Source organism: Chitinispirillales bacterium ANBcel5 (genome assembly GCA_029688955.1).
Lineage (GTDB): Bacteria > Fibrobacterota > Chitinivibrionia > Chitinivibrionales > Chitinispirillaceae > Cellulosispirillum > Cellulosispirillum alkaliphilum.
Genome location: JARUKZ010000030.1, coordinates 33,439 through 52,928 on the forward strand (window position 1 = coordinate 33,439; position 19,490 = coordinate 52,928).

A 19,490-nucleotide genomic window follows, 5' to 3' on the forward strand; every position below is an offset into this window, starting at 1 on the left:
TTTGCATCAATCCAAAATACTTTTATGCTCCTAATCGGGCAAGCCAATAAAGCGAAACGTTAACAGCTTCAGTTTTTAGGAAAAAACATCCTCTCTGGTGTTTTGAAGATGGGCTACTACCATGCGCAACGCTCCATAGGAGTACTTTTGACCAAAATGCTCCCTGGCGGGATTAAGTTGTCTGCTGTTTTGTGAGAGAAAAAACTCCGAGATCTTCGCTACGTCTTCACTGGCAATGACACTTTCCACACCAAGCTCCCCGGTACTAATGAAATGGGCAAGATGGCCTTCGATGGTGGAATGTGTAAGACCCCGCTGAGAGGCGATTTGCTCAATTGTTTTACCTGTTTTAAACAGGTCGAAACTGATCTGTTTTGTATCCCGTTTTAAAGGCTTTTTAGTTTCATCCACAAATGGTTCATCGCGTTTTTCGTAGGGGATATTGTGTTCGTCCGCATAAAGATCGATTACCTTAAGTAGTTCCTCTCCAAAGTTTTTAAGTTTCGCGGCCCCTACGCCTTTTATTTTCTTTAGCTCGTTTAATGATGAAGGCATACGGCTACTGATCTCTGAGATGGTCTTGTAGGGTAAAATCATATAGTGGGGCAGGTCTGCTGATTCAGCTCTTTTGTCACGCCACTCTTTTAACCTCAGGTAAAGCTCCGGGTGTGAAGAATTGATTTGGTCTTTACGTATCGATCCTGAAGAACTTTTTTTCCCCGGTTTCTCAATCTCTGATTTAGCTCTGGCCTGAAGAAATGTGCTTACAACAAACCCTTCACTGCAGGCTTTAAAACAAGCCCCTTTCTTTTCAACCTCTTTATGGATTTGTGTAAGTAGATTGGAAACCGATTTTAAAACTTCTCTGTTATCGATATCAAGCGTATTGGTGGCAGGTAACTGTTCGAAACAGTGTTCTATTTTTTCCGAAAAGTATAAACTAGCCTTTTTTACTCTCTGCTGTAGCGCCGAATTGAGTTGTGTATCGGCTTCTTGTGAAAGGTAGGCTGAAATTTGTGGCATAAATTTGTTCGCTACAGTTATGATTTCACTTTCTGCCTGTGCCGCGATCTGTTCAATGAGTTCTATTGTTACTGCCTGTATACTCTGCTGGTGATCCTTAATGATTTTAAGGCAGTAGTTTAATTTACGTTTTAAATCCCTGAAATCAAACAGTTCAAACAACAGTGTTCGCTGATACTTAATTTTCGCTCTTTGAAGCTCAGCTGTATCGGGCGGATTGTTAAGAACGTTACTGTTGAATTTACTCACTGAGCTACTGCTTATAAGTACCTTTGAAGAGAGGGGAGTGGTGAGCACAAGTCCCTCCAATGTTTTACAGCGACTTAGTGCTACATATACCTGTCCATGGGCAAATGCCGCTCCCGCGTCAATTATAACTTTATTAAATGTAAGACCCTGACTCTTGTGTATCGTGATAGCCCACGCGGCTTTCAGCGGATACTGGGTGAATGTGCCCTTGATGGTTTCATCGATGTCACCCTTGTTATTGAGGCTGTATTTCATATTGTGCCAGATTTCGGGGGTAACCTCGATATCCGTGACATCACCCGGGCACCTGACATACACAGTACCCTTGAGTATATCCTGAACAGTACCGATACGGCCGTTGAAATATCGTTTGTTAGGTGATGAATCGTTTTTTACAAACATCACCTGGGCACCCGTTTTAAGCGTGAGATCAAACTCTGTAGGGTAGGAAAATTCCGGAAAATCTCCCTCTATTGTGGCTTTAAAACTGTAGGCTGCGGTTTTTAGACTCTCCATCTTTTGGGTGTTTATTTTTTGTGCCTGATAGTTATGGGTGGTGAGAATTATTCCTCCCTCTTTATCATTACTGAAATCAGGCAGGTATCTTTTGTTGAGCTGTTCGAGGGTTTGAGGATCGCTTTGGCCATGACGGACATTGTTTAAGAGATTTATAAATGTCTGATCACTCTGTCGGTACACTTTTTGAAGCTCGATGGTCACATACGTTGATTCCTGAAGCGCTTTGCTTCCAAAGAAAAACGGGGTATGGTAATGATCTTTAAGCAGCTCCCATTCATCATCCTTAACAACCGGAGCAAGTTGCTGAAGATCACCGATCATTAGAAGCTGCACGCCCCCAAACGGTTTTGATCTGTCGCGCAATCTTCTAAGCACTTCATCGATACCGTCCAGAAGATCCGCTCGCACCATACTGATCTCATCAATCACCACCAGATCAAGACTTTTTATAATGTTAAGTTTCTCACGGTTAAAACGATGATACTTCTTTGACGTTTCTGTCGTTTTGCTGCCCGGAAGCTGAGGGCCAAAGGGGAGCTGAAAAAAGGAGTGAATCGTTACCCCGCCGGCATTTAACGCAGCAACCCCGGTTGGGGCAAGGACAACCATTCGTTTCGGTGAGTTTCTTTTTAAGTAGTGTAGAAATGTTGTCTTTCCGGTTCCGGCCCTGCCGGTCAGAAATAGGTTTTCTCCGGTGTTTTGAAGAAACTCAAAAGCAAGGCTTTGCCGGGGATTGTCATTTACAGACATAGATCTTCTCCTTATAGAAACCTGGGCATATCCATTGGGTCGCGACGGTTTTTGTAAGCGAAACCTTGAAATGACAGGAACGGGGAGAATGGATATAGTGTTTCGGTTCTGCCTGAGTATCTAAATATAGAAATAAGAAGAGGCAGAAAACAGCCCTTTTTTAAAAAAGGGGTTTTGCCTCTGTGCTGAGGTAACCTTAAACAACGTTTTGAATTAGTTTACAATAATACTACTCTAAATCAGGATACCATAACTGGTTCTTCTTTATTTTTATGCAATTTTTTATCAAACGAGAGAGCTTTTTTAGGACAGGTTGCTACGCATACATTGCATTTGAGACAGTCCCTTTCCAATGATACGCCCTGCTCCCTGTATTTGGCTATGGGCAGCTCAAGGGGACACTTTTTTTCGCACAGCTTACAGTTCACACAACTTTGGCTCACTTTGAGGGGTTCCTTGTGGCCGCCGATAGCGTTCTGAAGTGTACCCATGGGACAGAACGCACACCAGGTGCGTGGTTTAAAGAGGATGCCGGTGCCAATTCCTATTCCGGTGGTGACCGCGCACATTGTCCAGAACAGTATCCCTAAACTGTACCAGTTTCCTCCGCTTTGAATAACCCTGACAGCAAAAAAGCCCATCATGAGCCCAAAAGCCGACCATCTGAACACCGGGTTTTTTAGTAGCGGGGGTATTGGTTTGTTTTTGCTGAGTTTTGAGAGATATACAGTATAAAACGCGCCCCGCGGGCAGAGATTGCCACAGACATAGCGCCCTTTGTACACACTGACCACTATTCCTGTGATCATCACTACCGGCACGGTGTAGCCAATGAGGGGGTATCTCCATGCTGCGAGCAGTGTTACGATTACAATTGATGAAAGCAGTAGTTTTTTGTGTATAAGCAGGTAATTGAGGTAGTGATTTTTCATTGTTTTTTCCTGATTGGAGTGCTGGTTTAGCTAAATTATTGTGACCGGAGCAAATATGCAATGACTGTGCCACCTTTAAAGGAGGCGAAGTGAGGTGCTTTTGGGTGTGGTATGGATCTGTAGTGCAACGATTTGGTGTTGCAAGGTGCACAGGATGTGTTGCATATGCAACGCCTGGTCTCCGTGGTTTTTGCGTAGGTTTTGAACTTTCATAAGCGCTGAAAGCGCGGGATATTCGTTATTGTTATCGAGATTTGGGGGAAAAAGGATTTTTATGGGGCTAAAGGCGGTATCATAATTACTAATTAAAGATAAAAGGAAAGATTTTTATGGGGCTAAAGGCGATAGATTGGGTCACCCCCGGGCGTCAATGGTGAAAGCGTGGGAGGATCCGTTTGGGGGGACCCTTGGGCTATGATCTCGGGGAGGAAGGGGGAAATGGAGTTTGGTTTTGATCTTTTTCATAAGCGCTGAAGGCGCGGGATATAATAGCCCGGGGTAAGCCAGTCTTCTGGCGCAGCCCCGGGTGCAGGCGTGAAAAAAGATCCCAAGCGCTGAAAGCGCGGGATATTCGTTGATGCTGTTATCGAGATTTGTGGGAAAAGGATTTTTATGGGGCTAAAGGCGATAGATTGGGTCACCCCCGGGCGTCAATGGTGAAAGCGTGAAAGGATCCGTTTGGGGGGACCCTTGGGCTTCAATCTCGGGAAGGAAGGGAAAATGGAGTTTGGTTTTGATCTTTTTCATAAGCGCTGAAAGCGCGCAATTTAATAGCCCGGGGTAAGCCAGTCTTCTGGCGCAGCCCCGGGTGCAGGCGTGAAAAAAAAGATCCCAAGCGCTGAAAGCGCGGGATATTCGTTGATGCTATCGAGATTTGTGGGAAAAAGAGGGATTTTTATGGGGCTAAAGGCGGTAGATTGGGTCACCCCCGGGCGTCATTGGTGAAAGAGTGTAGGGATCCGTTTGGGGGGACCCTTGGGCTATGATCGCGGGGAGGGAAGGGAACTGGAATAACATTCCTGCTATAGATCCATATCTTTTATGATCATTCATAATACTAATGTACACAGAAAAAATCGATCGTTTGGTTTTGATCTTTTTCATAAGCGCTGAAAGCGCGTGATACTATAGCCCGGGGTAAGCCAGTCTTCTGGCGCAACCCCGGGTATTGATGCAAAGAAAGATCCCAAGCACTGAAAGTGCGTAACATTTGTTGGAGAGTAAGAGATTTGGATTTAGAAAAAAGGATTTTCATGGGGCTAAAGGCGATAGACTGGGTCACCCCCGGGCGTCAATGGTGAAAGCGTGTAGGGATCCGTGGGAGGGAAGGGGGAATGGAATTTGGAATTTGATCTTTTTCATAAGCGCTGAAAGCGCGCAATTTAATAGCCCGGGGTAAGCCAGTCTTCTGGCGCAGCCCCGGGTGCAGGCGCGAAAAAAGATCTCAAGCGCTGAAAGCGCGGGATATTCTGGTGATATTTGGATATGCAGGAAAAATGAAACTCACAACCCTTTTTTTCACTCCGCAGTCACTTAGAAATGAATCTCACAACTCTTTTTTTCGCTCCTCGGTCACTTAGAAATGAAACTCACAACCCTTTTTTTCGCTCCTCGGTCACTTAGAAATGAAACTCACAACCCTTTTTTTCGCTCCTCGGTCACTTAGAAATGAAACTCACAACCCTTTTTTTCGCTCCTCAGTCACTTAGAAATGAAACTCACAACTCTTTTTTTCGCTCCTCGGTCACTTAGAAATGAAACTCACAACTCTTTTTTTCGCTCCTCGGTCACTTAGAAATGAAACTCACAACTCTTTTTTCGCTCCTCGGTCGCTTAGAAATGAAAATCAGAACTCTTTTTTTAACTCCTTGGTCGCTTAGAAATGAAAATCACAACTCTTTTTTTTATTTCTACTTCATAATGTTAAGTAAATTGGACTCTGTTTTTGATTTCTAAGTCACTTAGAAGTCAAAATTAGAACCCTTTTTTTCATTCCTAAGTCACTTAGGAGCCTCATTAGAACCCTTTTTTTCATTCCTAAGTCACTTAGGAGCCTCATTAGAACCCTTTTTTTCATTTCTAAGTCACTTAGGAGCCTCGTTAGAACCCTTTTTTTCATTCCTAAGTCGCTTAGAAGTCAAAATTAGAACCCTTTTTTTTATTTCTAAGTCACTTAGGAGCCTCATTAGAACCCTTTTTTTCATTCCTAAGTCACTTAGGAGCCTCGTTAGAACCCTTTTTTTTATTTCTAAGTCACTTAGGAGCCAAAATTAGAACCCTTTTTTTCATTTCTAAGTCACTTAGGAACCAAAATTAGAACCCTTTTTTTATTCCTAAGTCACTTAGGAGCCAAAATCAGAACCCTTTTTTTTATTCCTAAGTCACTTAGGAGCCAAAATCAGAACCCTTTTTTAGTTCCTAAGTGCCTTTTAAGGCCAATTGAACAGAATTTTGACCAAAAACGTTATAAATTCGGGTAGTTTTTACTTTCCTGGGAAAGAAAATGGAAAAAAAAACGGAAACAATCAGTTTTCTCTTTTCCTTTTCCTGCTCAACAGGGCGGCTTCTATTGTAGATGATACTTTCTTTGGCCTTGATCTCCCTCTTAAGCGCTGAAAGCGCGGGATATTTGATGCTGTTATCGAGATTTGTGGGAAAAGGATTTTTATGGGGCTAAAGGCGGTAGACTGGGTCACCCCCGGGCGTCATTGGTGAAAGCGTGAAAGGATCCGTTTGGGGGGACCCCTGGGCTATGATCTCGGGAAGGAAGGGAAAATGGAGTTTGGTTTTGATCTTTTTCATAAGCGCTGAACGCGCGGGATATAATAGCCCGGGGTAAGCCAGTCTTCTGGCGCAGCCCCGGGTGCAGGCGCGGGATATTTGATGCTGTTATCGAGATTTGTGGGAAAAAGGATTTTTATGGGCCTCCTACGCGGAAGCTACGGAGGCCAGGGCGACAACATGTGTACTAATTAGAGATTAGGAAATAAAAAATTTCCCCTTTTCTTGCTCAACGCTCATAGCTCATAGCTATTTTAAAGCGTGAAAGGATCCGTTTGGGGGGACCCCTGGGCTATGATCGCGGGAAGGAAGGGAACTGGAATAACATTCCTGCTATAGATCCATATCTTTTACGATCATTCATAATACTAATGCACACAGAAAAAATCGATCGTTTGGTTTTGATCTTTTTCATAAGCGCTGAAAGCGCGGGATATTCTGTCCCTTTGTTTTCTTCAGTTAAGATGAAATAACTTTTCCAAAACAAACCATTTTTCCTACCACTGAAGCAAGCCCTGAACAGGGCGGTTTCCATTAAAAGCCCAGGGCAATCGCCCTGGGGAAACATCACGGTGACCAAAGAGCCCTGAATGGGCGACCTTTATTGTCGAAGCTCCAAACATTCTCTCAAACCCTCATGCACTGAGAAACATACCCCAAACAGTGAGAAACATACCCCAAACAATGAGAAACATGCCCCAAACAATGAGAAACATGCCCCAAACAGTGAGAAACATGCCCTAAACAGTGAGAAACATGCCCCAAACAGTGAGAAACATGCCCTAAACAGTGAGAAACATGCCCTAAACAGTGAGAAACATGCCCCATTTACCCGATTTTGAGCATGTTTCTCACTGAAAGGGGTATGTTTCTCACCGTACATACCATGTTTCTCAGAAGAATAGGCATGTTTCTCAGAAGAATAGGCATGTTTCTCACCGCACGGGCCGTGTTTCTCAACGCACAGGGGGTGTTTCTCACTGTTTCTGTAGTGTTTCTCACAAAATCACCCATGTTTCTCAAATTTTGGACTGTCCAGCCTTCCTGATAACGCTTGTCCCACTCTTAACGGATTTAGCACAGCGCCTTTTACCATATACAAAACTCCACCGTGGTGTCTCGGGACCCGGATGAGAATTTCCCTGAGCTACAATGAAAATGGTGATCACTGATTGAACTGTAAAAAGAGCTGCATTACATAGTACCTGAGCGGATACTTCTTGTAGACGGAACGATTCTGACACTTAAATCCCATTGAAGCCCAAAAAAGTTGCGCGGTGACATGTAAGCTGTTGCAATGCTTCAATCTATTATTTATTTAACTTATATAGAGAACTTGTCACTATCACATTTTCAGTTTACGGCCCATATGCTCCTTTCACACCTTCATATTCCACAATCTACTGTTTTAGATAGAGCCAGTCTTTTGTTTTGTGAGCTTGAGAGTTCGGTTTTGGGTTATTTGTGAGAAAATTGCAGATGTAATGTGTTAGGGATGTTTGCGGGTTATGGCTAATATGAGTGTTAAGAGAGTAAGTGCTTAAAAGTGAAATGAGAGTATGTCGAGGATGTGAGAGTTTCTGATATGTACCTGTTTTAGGGTGATAGACGATAGACGAAAGTTTAGGGGAAAAAAAGTAGCGATTTTGGGTGCATAGACGGAAGTGGGATAAGGCAAATATAGCAGAAATTGTTTCTACTACGTAGGAGTTTGCCAAAATATTCCGCTGCATGAAGAACAAAGAACGGGAGAGCTGCGCTAACAACTTCAATTACAATTACTCAAAAGCAACATAAGTGCATAGGAGAAACTGATAGCCGCCGAGGAAAAATAAAGAGAATAAAAGAAAGAGTGGCGCACGCCGTCGTGGCGGCAAAATCATTCTAAAATTTTTGATAGCTGATTTATGCAAAAGGATTTATCCTAATGAGTAAAAAAAGTTCATTAAAACAGCCCGAACCTACTAATAATGAAATAAGAGAAAGGCTAAGACTTAACAACCCTGTACTTATTAGCCAAATACTATCCTTTTCGATGAAATATTTCGAAGAAAGCATTTCAGGCAGAAAGGATATCGATGAAAAAGCAAATTGGTTCTTGGTCACAGCAACAGGCTGTCTTACTCTATTTTTTACTGGTGTTGCAGTATTATTGACACAACTTTCAATTCCAATCAATTCTGGGTGTGTATTCTTTACATCTGTATTATTGAGCGTTTGCTTTTTACTGTTATCTGTATTCTTACTTTTCTTTGCTCTCCGTGCACGTTCTGATTTTAGAACGATAAATGTACTTGATATTATTGAAAAGGATACAATTGGTGAATCTGATCAAATCGATGATAGCGAACCCAATTCAACAGTATATGATAGGTACATGGCTGAGCACTTGTTAGATATTGCAAAGAAAAATTACCGTATTAATGAAAAAAAAGGCAAATGGTTAAAAATCGGGCAGTTAGTATTTCTTATCGGATTGTTTTTCATTTCTACAGTTTCAGTTCAATTGTCTTACACACTTATCAACCAACAAGGAGGTAAGAATGGCGAACAAAGCCAAACCCAGTACAACAAAAGCGAGCTCAGGGGGGCAGTCTTCAACAAGATCGGCGACACCGGCACCGACAAAAAAGAGCAGCGGAGGGATGCCAGTTACCTCAGGGGCAAAAAAACATACACAATAAAAGGAGTGTTAATGACTGACTCAGATAGTTCTAATCGTAACCGTAAATATAAACCTGCTTCATCTCCACAGAGTCGACCAAAGCCACCTCCGACTAAGCCATCAAGTGGTGGTCAGGTGCTCACCGAGGATCGCAAATAGTACATCTAACCGTATTTGCATTTCTGTTTATGCAATGCGGTTAGGTTGTTAGGCAAGGTCAATTATGCTGCTATAATAATTGGATAGTTTAAAAAACAAGAAGATGTTAATCACGCGTCTTAAATTGAAAGTTCTTATACTATGTCAGAAACAAACAAACGATGCTATATTTGCGGGCTAAATGGCGCTGACACCGCCGATCATACGCAACACTTGGGTATATAATCGTAAAAGTTAAAAATACAGATGGAACAGTATCAATAATATATGAAGGCAACTCCATCAAACATTTCTAAAGAATAACCGTCCAATTATGGTTCGTGGTGGTAAAAACGCAATTTTGAAGGCGAAACAATTACAGAAAAATGGTAACTATAGTGTTTCCAAGTCTAGAGATTGCTAAAAATTGGTATAGTTCAGATGATTATCAGAATGCAAAAAAAAATTGGGAGAAGGTACTGCATAGGTATCTTTTTATGCAAAAACGTTGTGTAAATTTTTGTAGATTTGAAGTAAACAATTTGTTTGTTTAACTAACGTCAATAGAAAATACACCTTATCATGGCAAATATGAGGAATCGTATGAAATGCAGGTATTGTAATGGCGAAATGTATAGGGAATCAGAAACAAAAATTAACGGATATTTTGAATTTTATAACTGCCACTCATGTAAAGCCGTTTACGAAAGAAATGTTGATAGCAAATATAAGAGGATTTCAAATGAAAGGTGGTGGAATCCGGCACTTGAAGATTGGGATGATTAAAAGAGTTATTATTCACTTTGTCTGTTTATTAGCAATGACGACTGCATTAAAATAGACAATATATAATACATAATAAATCAAAAAGACGCGCGCTGAAGAATCAAAAATTAACATATTACGACAGAAAACAGCCAAAATGCCTGCCGCAGGTGCAACACAGGCACTTCGGCTGTGCTGCGACCCGTTGGTGGAAATGGACCAGTATGATTCATAGCGCACCCCTAAAAAGCTGCCCACGTCGTGTGGGCATGAGCAGAGAGATTCAGAAGCAAGGAGAATGATAGGCTTTATGATTACCCACAAGACCGTTTCGGCAGCAGAAATCAAAAACACTTCAAACCAGAAAGTTCAATATCAGTCGGAAAGGGGGCCGCTCTTTGCAGAGCAGTACGCTCAATGGCTTTACCAGAAAGAGGGATACGGGACAGCTTGGTCGGAAAACGACTATTGGTGGGAAATCATGGCACTACTTTTCTGGGATACAATATTTGCCAGAATCCGAGGAGCAGTTTCCGTGTCAATCGATGGCGAATCAGTTGAACCTGATCCGCAAGATAAGAAATTCAAGAGCGTATTCACGTCAACTATTCAAATGAACGGGATGCCAAGCGATTTCTTCTCACCTGAGTTTTACCAGCGCAGAAGGCAGATCATTGAAAACCGCTTACGGGAACTGGAGAATTCGGATATCGTCGCAAAACTAACAGATGCGTTTCACAAGCACAAGAATAAGCCGTGCAGACCAATTGAAAATTGGAACAAATACTCGATTGAATCTTTGGTTGCTCCGCTTGCTTACATCAACAAGACAACTGTTCTGGGTATCTGCCAGAGACTAATTGCAGACTTTGCATACAACAGGGCAGGGCTTCCTGACCTCATAGTATTCCGACAAGGAGAATTCTTTTTTGCTGAAGTGAAAAGTTCTAAAGACAAGCTTTCGGAGAAACAGAAACAATGGCATGATTTCCTATCCACTGAACTGAACCAGAAGGTTGAGCTTGTCCTGATCAATCATACAGAACGACAGATCGAGAACCTTAAGAAGGCATCAGAGAAGAAGGGAGTGGAAGTACGAATTTCATTCGGACATTCATCGTCAAAGAAACTGAATGATGCAATCCAGTTCGCTTCACTGCAGCCCTCCTACAGCAAAGAGGGTGAGGGAAAGGAAGCAATCCATTCAGCAGTCTTTTCTACGAAGGAGATCAAAATACTCTATGAAATGCTTGATCTGACAAGTGGTTGGAAGTCTCAGAAGATCGAGATTAACGGAGAACATGTCAAGTCGACGGCACTGAGAAATTCTCTCTATTGCTACAGGCAGAAAACTGAAGACCACGCCTCTGATGACTGGTGCAAAGTCTCTGATCGAGGAAACGGCAAACGCAATCCATTCCAGTGTAAAAACTTCTATTTCAACGAGCTTGAGTACAATCACTGGGAAAAGTACGGCTACGTTGATACAGACCAGGGTGAATGGGTTTTCGATAAGGGTACCATTCGCCACGATTTAGAAGAGCGTATCGCTCAACTTGCCTATTGCCCACTCTTCAACCCCGACTACATACGGAAGATTGTCGATAAGCTGCCCGACAGAGTTAATCCACAACTTGATGTCAACTGGGGATTCCGTGGTCAAGACTACTATGATTGGATTTATGAAGACGGGAAATGGCTGAGTTATTATGGTGATGGTGACACCTTTCCTGGTTTAGCTATGATGACCGGCGTGAAGAAGGTAACAAAGAAAGATCGACAAAAGATTGTTAGGGTAAACCGCAATAACTACGGCGGTTCTTCGATTAGTATTGATACCACGCCTCACCAACACGAGAAACGAGAGAAATCCGGATGCTTCGTGGCTACTGTCGTATATGGGAGTTATGAGTGCGAACAGGTTGTGCAACTGCGGCAATTCCGGGACCAAGTTCTACTCAGGAGCTTCTTAGGCAGGGCTTTCGTGCGAGTCTACTATTCCCGCGGTCCTGCGCTTGCCTCTATCGTGGAACGCTCAGGTATTCTTAAGCTCATGTCTCGTATTGGCTTTGACCTGTTACTAACAGCAATACGAACCGGAAGAAAACAAGGTAGGCCGCGTCGTGCAGGGGGAGGCGCAGGAGAATGATGCATGGTAGCATACTGGCCCACATCCACCAACAAAGGCAAGCCGGCTTCGGGCGCAAATGCCGGGTAGAACAAGGGGCAGTGGCGAGATGATAGACCCGGCACTTCAATTTGCCTCGGCCCGTTGTTCAACAGGTGCATACCAAAGTTGCCATGATACCGGGGGTAGGTTTATATTATCACCTGAACAAGGTTCGAGAACATGCTGAACAGGAGATGATTTAACAATGATTATAGGCCTAGCATCGGCATGCGGCTGAACGTTGTGCCCTATTTTTTGTTCAAATCTCGATTTTAAGCAGTTTTTTTGCCGGAGTAAGAGCATGGGGGGAATAGGAGCGCGGGGGAAGGGAAGAATGATTATGAAAAATATGATAACATTAGCCGAAGGATATAATTATGAATACTAATGCTGAATGTAAAATATGTAAAACATCTCCTATCCATTCTGAAGTTATTCCTAATAAAGATGGATATTTTATAGAATGTCCTGTTTGTGGCCAATATAATATCTCAAGACCTCTAAATGTTTCAGTTACATCCAACACAATAGAGCCATATCTTATGAGTGGAATTATTCGTTATTTGTCGGAAAGAAATAGTAGTGTAGAATTAACAATGACAAATATTAATGCTGTAATCGAGTCTGTTCGTTTTCCTCATAACCCATTCGATAAAATTGATCTGTTATTAGAGTACTTGTCTTTGAAACAGAAAAAAATTAATGACGAAATTAGTCTTGTTAACAATGATTATTCCGTAGCCTTTGCAGAAGACTCAGAAGAATTCTGGTTCTTGATAGGTAAAGCTATTGAATCGGGATATGTTGAAGAGGTAAAGGGTGAAAAGATTAATTATAGACTTACCATGAAAGGATGGAGTAAAGTAATAACAAAACAGGACAAATCTTTAAATAAAAACGCTTTTGTTGCAATGTGGTTTGATAATAAAATGGAAAATGTTTGGCAAAGTGGTATTAAGCAAGCTTTAATCGAAACTGGCTATAATCCGATCAGAATTGATGATATTGAGCACAACGGGAAGATTTGTGACAGAATCATTGCAGAAATAAATAAGTGTGCATTAGTAGTAGCCGATTTTACTGGACACAGAGGAGGAGTATATTTTGAGGCTGGATATGCTTTGGGAAAAGGCTTGCCTGTGATTTGGACTTGCAACCAAGAATATATCGATTCTGCTCATTTTGATACTCGACAATATAATCATATTCTCTGGGAAAGTCATGAACAACTTAAAATTAAATTAATAAACCGAATAAGTGCTTTAGAGATTGCTAGGAAATAAGACCCGCGCGGAAGAGGAATAAGACCTCATGCGGAAAAAGAGGCACCCAAAATATTTGATTCATTATGGTAGCAGAACAAAAAACACAACACACAAGTTTCTGCATTCAAGACGCAGAAAGAACCTGTTGAACGAATAGCTCAGGCCAGGCACTATCTGTAATATTATTTATAGGAACATGTATTCAGAGTTTTTTTTGAGATTCCGGGGGGGGCAGTCGTTAGACAAACAACCCTGCCATACTACGCTCCGCTAAGATTGACTCCCGCTGGTCGTAATTTCTGGTATTCGTGGACTGTTAAACTAAGCGTATCGGCAGCTAAAACCACATTTTTCTCCAATATCTTACATTAGCAGAGACAATCTGACTAAATCCAAAAAATGTTTATGCAAAACATTTACACTTCCGGGGCTTTTACCTATATTATTACATTGGTTGTCATGCTAAGAATAGAGAGCGAATCCTTATAGCACAGGGGTTAGAATGTAGAATAAGCAGCGGCTCTGTTCAACATGGTTCTTAGTGAAATGACCCGCAGAGGGGTGGTAAAAGGTGGTGGTTTTGGTGCGTTTCACAAAGAATCTTTAAATGTTGTGTGCGCAATTAGCCCGCGGAGAGTATTGGCATTAAGAGCTGCGCATCGTGCGCAGCAGAGTAATTGAAAACGAATACAGGAGAGAAATAATGAGGTTCGAAGAATGGGTCAAAGATAGACATATTCCTTTCAAGCTGAATCACCATGATGATAATAATGATGATTTTAAACCACTAAGTAAAATAATAGGAAATACCCGGGTTGTAGCATTAGGTGAAAATTCGCACTTCATAAAAGAATTCTTTTTGTTACGACATAACCTTTTGCGTTTTTTCATCGAAGATCTTGGGTTTACAACGTTTGCTTTTGAATTTGGTTTTGCTGAAGGGCATATCATCAATAACTGGATACATGGGCAGGGAACTGACGATGAAATAGACAGATTCTTAACACACTTCTATTATCCAGAAGAGCTCAAAACCACATTACTATGGCTAAGAGACTACAATAAAGCAGCAAAGACTAAAATCACATTTCTTGGCATTGACATACCCAGAAATGGAGGTTCATACTTTCCAAATATAGAGATAGTGCATGACTTTTTTAGAACAGCGGATAAAGAAGCACTTCACATTATCAATGATGCACTGAATATTGCAAAAAAGATTGATTACTTCTCCACATCACAGGCTGCCTTAAAATTGCATGAGCTAACAGATTCTGATAAATGCCATTTAACTTGTCAAATAGCTCGTGCAAAAGTACGCCTTGAAGCTATGGCTCCGATTCACATTGAAAAATATGGAAAGAAAAAATATGAGACTATTCTGCATTATATCAACGGAATGATATACCTGGACTATAATATTCAAGCAATGGCGGGCTTTATTTCCGGAGCTGGAATGCAGGGCGATATGGGTGCAAAAGACAAATACATGGCAGATTCTGTGCTGTGGCATTTAAATAACCAACAAAGTGAGCAGAAATTGATAGTAGTTGCACATAATGCACATATTCAAAAAACACCCATTCTGTATGATGGATTTCTAAGTTGCCTACCAATGGGCCAAAGACTAAAAGACGCCATTGGTGATGACTATATGTCTTTAGGCATTACTTCTTATAGTGGACATACTGCGGCCCTCTACCCGGAAGCTGATACAAAATATGGTTTTCGAGTTGATAACTTCCAATTGCAGGAACCCAATGAAGGTTCTGTAGAGAAGGCAATTTCTGATTGTGGAGTTACTAACTCTTTTGTCTCCTTTAGAAATATACCTGGAGATGTACAATCCATTCCGAACAAGATTCGATTTGATTCCATTTACATGGAAACAGAACTTGAAAAAGCATTCGATGGAATATTTCAAATTGAAAAGTCATCTGTATCTGAGGTCGTTTATGGTTAATTGTATAGGCAGTATAACAGTTAAAAAAAGATCGCCATCCATGGCGAGAGAAGCCAATGAAAGAGTGTGCTAACAAACGCACAACACCAAACGTTTTCTTTGCATCCAAGATGCAGAAAAAAGGAGCACCGGTAATTCAACGCATAACAGGCCAGGCACAAAAATTTGCACAGCTGGGCTAAGATAGGTTAAACATATTATAGTTGCAAACCTTCGGTGCCATCCATGGCAGGAACCAAACTACAGCCCATAACACAGCCATGCAGGGTGAGTACGCCCCAAATTGCAGCTGAACACTGTGGAATATATATTAATATGGCGACTAAGAAACATTTCTGAAGAGAATATAAGAAAAACTTATAAAGAGAGTAATTAGTTAATAGGTATAATTTAGACAAAGTATAAGTGCCTAAATTGATTGGTAAGGAAATAAAATAACACAGGGGCGAACGGAAGTGAGCGCCACGAGAAAATGTTAGGGATATCGATCCGCCCCGATCACCGGCTCGTGAGTGTTTTCGCCGGTCTTTTTCTCCGGGGCCATCGAGTCCGCGAGTTTATGGCCCCTCCCCGGCGAAATCACGAACAGAAGAGCCGGTGTGGGGCTCTTAGGGCGTTCTTTGCCTACTTTCTTTGGCCCTGGAAAGAAAGTAGGTCGCCGAAGGCAGTACAAGGACAAGAGTGATCTATATATTTACGTACCATTATGGTTTGAATCAGTAATCAATATTAGAATTATTTGCACATGAATATAAGAATTGGCGGGGATATAAGTTTCGAGCCAGTTTTCAGACAAACAACCATGCATAGAACATTTTGGTATGAAGTGCCAACTATGCAACGCAATTATCTGAGATATATGGAAAAATGGCAGAAAAGGTAATTCACGTTCATTATCTCAATCCTATATTAATATACAAATAAGAAAATGAAATCAATCCCAAAAAAGATATAATAACAATATGCCCTAATCGTCATGCAGTTTTACATTCAAAATACCCTCCTTATGATGATGAGGAAGTAAGAAGAAATTTGAAAACGAAGGTAAGTTAAGAAACTATATAAGGCAGCAAACAGATGGAAAAAAAATTGGAAATCGTTGAGCTAAATTATAAATCATCTGATAAAGATAAGGGTAGATACATAAGAGCACATACTGAGATTTGGAATAACCCGGAAAACCATAAATATCTGAGTTTTACAGGGCAACCATTTTCTGATAGCATGCTGGAGGAATGGATTTATGGATTAAACAAAGATAGCCAGATGAGATATTTTACTGCAATTAAAACAGACATTGTTATTGGAATAATAGTGTTAAAGGCAGATGTTTTGAATGGATTTGAAATCTGTGGCTTAGGCATTAAACCGAATTTTAAACGGCAAGGAATTGGAAATCAACTTGTACAAAAGGCGATAGCAGATGCTAAAAACAGTAACTACAGAGCCATTCAAACACTTGTATATGCAGACAACTTACCTATGCTTATGCTAACAATAAAGAATGGTTTTCAACCTTATCGCATTGATATAAACCAAAGATACGATGGAGCGAATATAGTCGCGTTAAAGAAACAACTATGAAATAATGTAAGGTCAAAGTTGTCAAAACCACTGTACGAAGGCAAGAATATGGCAGGTGCAAAATTTTAGATACTATAAAGGATGGTAAATCTATGGATATTTTAAAGCACAATCGTGAGGCGTGGAATCAACAAGTTGAGAATGGAAATATTTGGACAAGACCTGTTGATTCACAAATTATAGAAAATGCTAAAAAGGGGATTTGGAGTGTAGTTTTGACTCCTACTAAACCTGTACCTTTAGATTGGTTTCCAAAACTTGATGGAAAAAAAGTATTATGTTTAGCATCTGGTGGAGGACAACAAGGACCAGTTCTAGCTGCTGCAGGAGCAGATGTGACAGTGTTTGATAATAGCCCATCACAGCTTAAAAGAGACATGGAGGTCGCAAAAAGAGATGGATTATCTATCAAAATAGAGCAAGGAGATATGCGTGATTTATCAAGATTTGTTAATGAAAGTTTTGATCTTATATTTCACCCAGTATCAAACTGTTTCATGGACGATGTAAATAAAGTTTGGAAAGAGTGTTATAGAGTTTTAAAGAAAGACGGAACTTTATTAGCTGGATTTAGCAACCCATTAACATACATTTTTGATATGAATGAATGGGATGAAAATCATAAACTTATAGTAAGGCATCGGATTCCCTATTCCGATTTAGAACAACTCTCAAAAGAACAGCTAGAAGTAAAGATAGCAAATAAAGAAACACTGGAATATGGACATTCATTGCAGGATCAAATCGGTGGTCAGGTTGATGCTGGTTTTATGATAAATGGATTTTATGAAGACTCTGCTGGAGGAGATCTGTTAGATCCATATATTAACACTTTTATCGCAACCAGAGCAATTAAGAAGTAAAAGTGTTAGAAGGAGACGATGTCCGTGTGTTTTTAATAAGCGCTGAAAGCGCGGCATATTCTGGTGGTATTTAAATGTGCAGGAAAAATGAAAAAAAGAACTCTTTTTTTGGGCTCCTAAGTCACTTAGAAAGCCTTATTAGAACTCTTTTTTGGATTGCTAAGTCGGCTTATAAGGCCAATTGAACATTTTTTGACCAAAAATGTTACAAATTCGGGTGGTTTATCGTTTTTCGGGAAAAGATTTGAAAAGAGGAACTTAGGTTACCCCCGATTTGAATAACTCTGATTCCAAAAAAGCTCATCATAAGCCCAAATACCGTTTATCTCAAACCCAATTCTTAAAAGTTGCAGAGATTGCATGTAATATCCGGCAATGAAAACAAGTATATTTGAGCCCAAATTATGCGAAAGGAATTTTTTTAGAAAGTTTGTATGAAAAATCTTCTCTATTTTGTATTTGGCAACAAAAGGCTTCTTAATTTCGGTTTTCTCTTCAATTTCTTTTCTTCATTTGGGCAGACCTTTTTCATTTCCCTTTTTGTACCCTTCTGGACAGAACTTTTTGGCCTGACTAATACCTCCTTTGGTGGGATCTATACTTCGGTGACACTGCTTTCGGCATTTATGCTTTCGGTGTTTGGTCGTTTTATCGACCGAATCAGCCTTAAACGCTTCGGTTTGATCGTTTCCTGTGCTCTGGTGAGTGCTGTTGCAATTCTTTCCAGGGTTAGTACGCTTTATACTTTTATTCCCGCACTGTTTTTAGTAAGGTGGCTTGGTCAGGGACTGATGACCCATACATCAGAAACCGGAATCGCGCGACATTTCTCTTTCAATCGAGGTAAAGCATTAAGCATAACTACCTTAGGTCATCCTGCAGCACAGTTTGTTTTGCCGGTGATTGCGGTACCTCTGTTGCAACATGTGGGCTGGAGATCGACGCTTCTGTTTATGAGTGTTTCGGCTGTGTTCTTTGTGTTACCATCAGTGATGCTGATGAAAAACGAACCAGTATCAAAACACAAATCATTCAGTTCCAAAACACAAAAGTCCAGTGATGGTAAAAGGCTTTTGTTTTCACCGGAATTTTGGCTTATTGCTGTGAATACAGTCATTATTCCCTTCTTTTCAACTGCACTGTTTTTATATCAGTATGTAATTGGTGAACTATACGGCTGGGATGCGCAAAGAATCGCCTACTCCTTTGTGTTTTACTCGACTTTTGGAGCGTTGACGATGCCTCTCTCCGGTTATTTTATCGATAAGTTTAGTGCTGTAAAACTTTTCCCCATCTATTTAATTCCGCTTCTTTTTTCTGTTGCTCTTCTTGCGGTAACCTCTACAGATACCCTTCTGCCCGTTGTTTATGCGCTGCTTGGGATTACCACCGGGTTTAGAAACACGATGAAAACAGCTTTAATTACCGAGGTGTATGGTGTTTCACGACTGGGTAAAATCAGGAGCTATTTTAGTACCCTGATGGTGTTCAGTACAGCGTTAGGTCCACCACTGCTTGGATTTTTTCTTGACCGTGATATGTCGTTTCAGCTGGTTGCTGGAGGGTTTTTTATAGTTTTGCTTGGGGTTATTGGTGCGAGTTTTGGTTTGTGGAGGGGTAGGGCTGTTGGTTGATGAGTGCCTCGTGTTTTTAAGGGGACGGACTGTGTTTTTAAGGGGACGGACTGTGTTTTTAAGGGGACGGACTGTGTTTTTAAGGGGACGGACTGTGTTTTTAAGGGGACGGACTGTGTTTTTAAGGGGACGGACTGTGTTTTTAAGGGACGGACTGTGTTTTTAAGGGACGGACTGTGTTTTTAAGGG

General features: G+C 41.0%; 11 protein-coding genes. 9 read left to right on the forward strand and 2 right to left on the reverse strand.

Annotated features, from left to right (window positions below; all coding sequences use genetic code 11):
* Window positions 1-75: 75 nt before the first annotated feature.
* The gene (locus QA601_14265; protein ID MDG5816255.1) at window positions 76-2,541 is read right to left on the reverse strand and encodes a helix-turn-helix domain-containing protein; all 2,466 of its coding nucleotides are present in this window, start codon (window positions 2,539-2,541) and stop codon (window positions 76-78) included.
* Window positions 2,542-2,780: 239 nt separating this feature from the next.
* Window positions 2,781-3,473 carry a 4Fe-4S binding protein gene (locus QA601_14270; GenBank protein ID MDG5816256.1) on the reverse strand — a complete coding sequence of 231 codons (693 nt, stop codon included), beginning with the start codon at window positions 3,471-3,473 and terminating at the stop codon, window positions 2,781-2,783.
* A 3,646-nt stretch (window positions 3,474-7,119) separates the two neighbouring features.
* Here QA601_14270 and QA601_14275 point away from each other — a divergent pair.
* From QA601_14275 to QA601_14315, 9 genes are all read left to right on the forward strand, one after another.
* Complete coding sequence (locus tag QA601_14275; protein MDG5816257.1) at window positions 7,120-7,302, forward strand: hypothetical protein; 183 nt, start codon at window positions 7,120-7,122, stop codon at window positions 7,300-7,302.
* An 879-nt stretch (window positions 7,303-8,181) separates the two neighbouring features.
* A complete protein-coding gene (locus QA601_14280; protein ID MDG5816258.1) occupies window positions 8,182-9,078 on the forward strand; it encodes a hypothetical protein in 897 nt (298 codons plus the stop codon).
* A gap of 582 nt (window positions 9,079-9,660) precedes the next feature.
* The gene (locus tag QA601_14285; protein ID MDG5816259.1) at window positions 9,661-9,843 is read left to right on the forward strand and encodes a hypothetical protein; all 183 of its coding nucleotides are present in this window, start codon (window positions 9,661-9,663) and stop codon (window positions 9,841-9,843) included.
* A gap of 592 nt (window positions 9,844-10,435) precedes the next feature.
* Entirely contained in the window at window positions 10,436-11,971 is a 1,536-nt protein-coding gene (locus QA601_14290) for a VRR-NUC domain-containing protein (GenBank protein ID MDG5816260.1), read from the forward strand.
* Between the two features lie 398 nt (window positions 11,972-12,369).
* A complete protein-coding gene (locus QA601_14295; GenBank protein MDG5816261.1) occupies window positions 12,370-13,275 on the forward strand; it encodes a hypothetical protein in 906 nt (301 codons plus the stop codon).
* Window positions 13,276-13,960: 685 nt separating this feature from the next.
* Window positions 13,961-15,220: an EreB family erythromycin esterase gene (gene ere(B) / locus QA601_14300; protein MDG5816262.1), complete on the forward strand. Its 1,260-nt coding sequence runs from the start codon at window positions 13,961-13,963 to the stop codon at window positions 15,218-15,220.
* Window positions 15,221-16,297: 1,077 nt separating this feature from the next.
* Entirely contained in the window at window positions 16,298-16,804 is a 507-nt protein-coding gene (locus QA601_14305; protein ID MDG5816263.1) for a GNAT family N-acetyltransferase, read from the forward strand.
* Window positions 16,805-16,896: 92 nt separating this feature from the next.
* Window positions 16,897-17,667, forward strand: a complete 771-nt coding sequence (locus QA601_14310) for a class I SAM-dependent methyltransferase (protein MDG5816264.1) — start codon at window positions 16,897-16,899, stop codon at window positions 17,665-17,667.
* A 434-nt stretch (window positions 17,668-18,101) separates the two neighbouring features.
* Window positions 18,102-19,301 (forward strand): MFS transporter, encoded by a 1,200-nt coding sequence (locus QA601_14315; GenBank protein MDG5816265.1) that lies wholly within the window; start codon window positions 18,102-18,104, stop codon window positions 19,299-19,301.
* The last annotated feature ends 189 nt before the right edge of the window (window positions 19,302-19,490 follow it).

Coding starts and splice junctions, on each gene's coding strand:
- QA601_14265 (MDG5816255.1), bottom strand. CDS start 2,541: ATGTCTGTAAATGACAATCCCCGGCAAAGCCTTGCTTTTGAGTTTCTT.
- QA601_14270 (MDG5816256.1), bottom strand. CDS start 3,473: ATGAAAAATCACTACCTCAATTACCTGCTTATACACAAAAAACTACTG.
- QA601_14275 (MDG5816257.1), top strand. CDS start 7,120: ATGTTTCTCACCGTACATACCATGTTTCTCAGAAGAATAGGCATGTTT.
- QA601_14280 (MDG5816258.1), top strand. CDS start 8,182: ATGAGTAAAAAAAGTTCATTAAAACAGCCCGAACCTACTAATAATGAA.
- QA601_14285 (MDG5816259.1), top strand. CDS start 9,661: ATGAAATGCAGGTATTGTAATGGCGAAATGTATAGGGAATCAGAAACA.
- QA601_14290 (MDG5816260.1), top strand. CDS start 10,436: ATGAACGGGATGCCAAGCGATTTCTTCTCACCTGAGTTTTACCAGCGC.
- QA601_14295 (MDG5816261.1), top strand. CDS start 12,370: ATGAATACTAATGCTGAATGTAAAATATGTAAAACATCTCCTATCCAT.
- QA601_14305 (MDG5816263.1), top strand. CDS start 16,298: ATGGAAAAAAAATTGGAAATCGTTGAGCTAAATTATAAATCATCTGAT.
- QA601_14310 (MDG5816264.1), top strand. CDS start 16,897: ATGGATATTTTAAAGCACAATCGTGAGGCGTGGAATCAACAAGTTGAG.
- QA601_14315 (MDG5816265.1), top strand. CDS start 18,102: ATGAAAAATCTTCTCTATTTTGTATTTGGCAACAAAAGGCTTCTTAAT.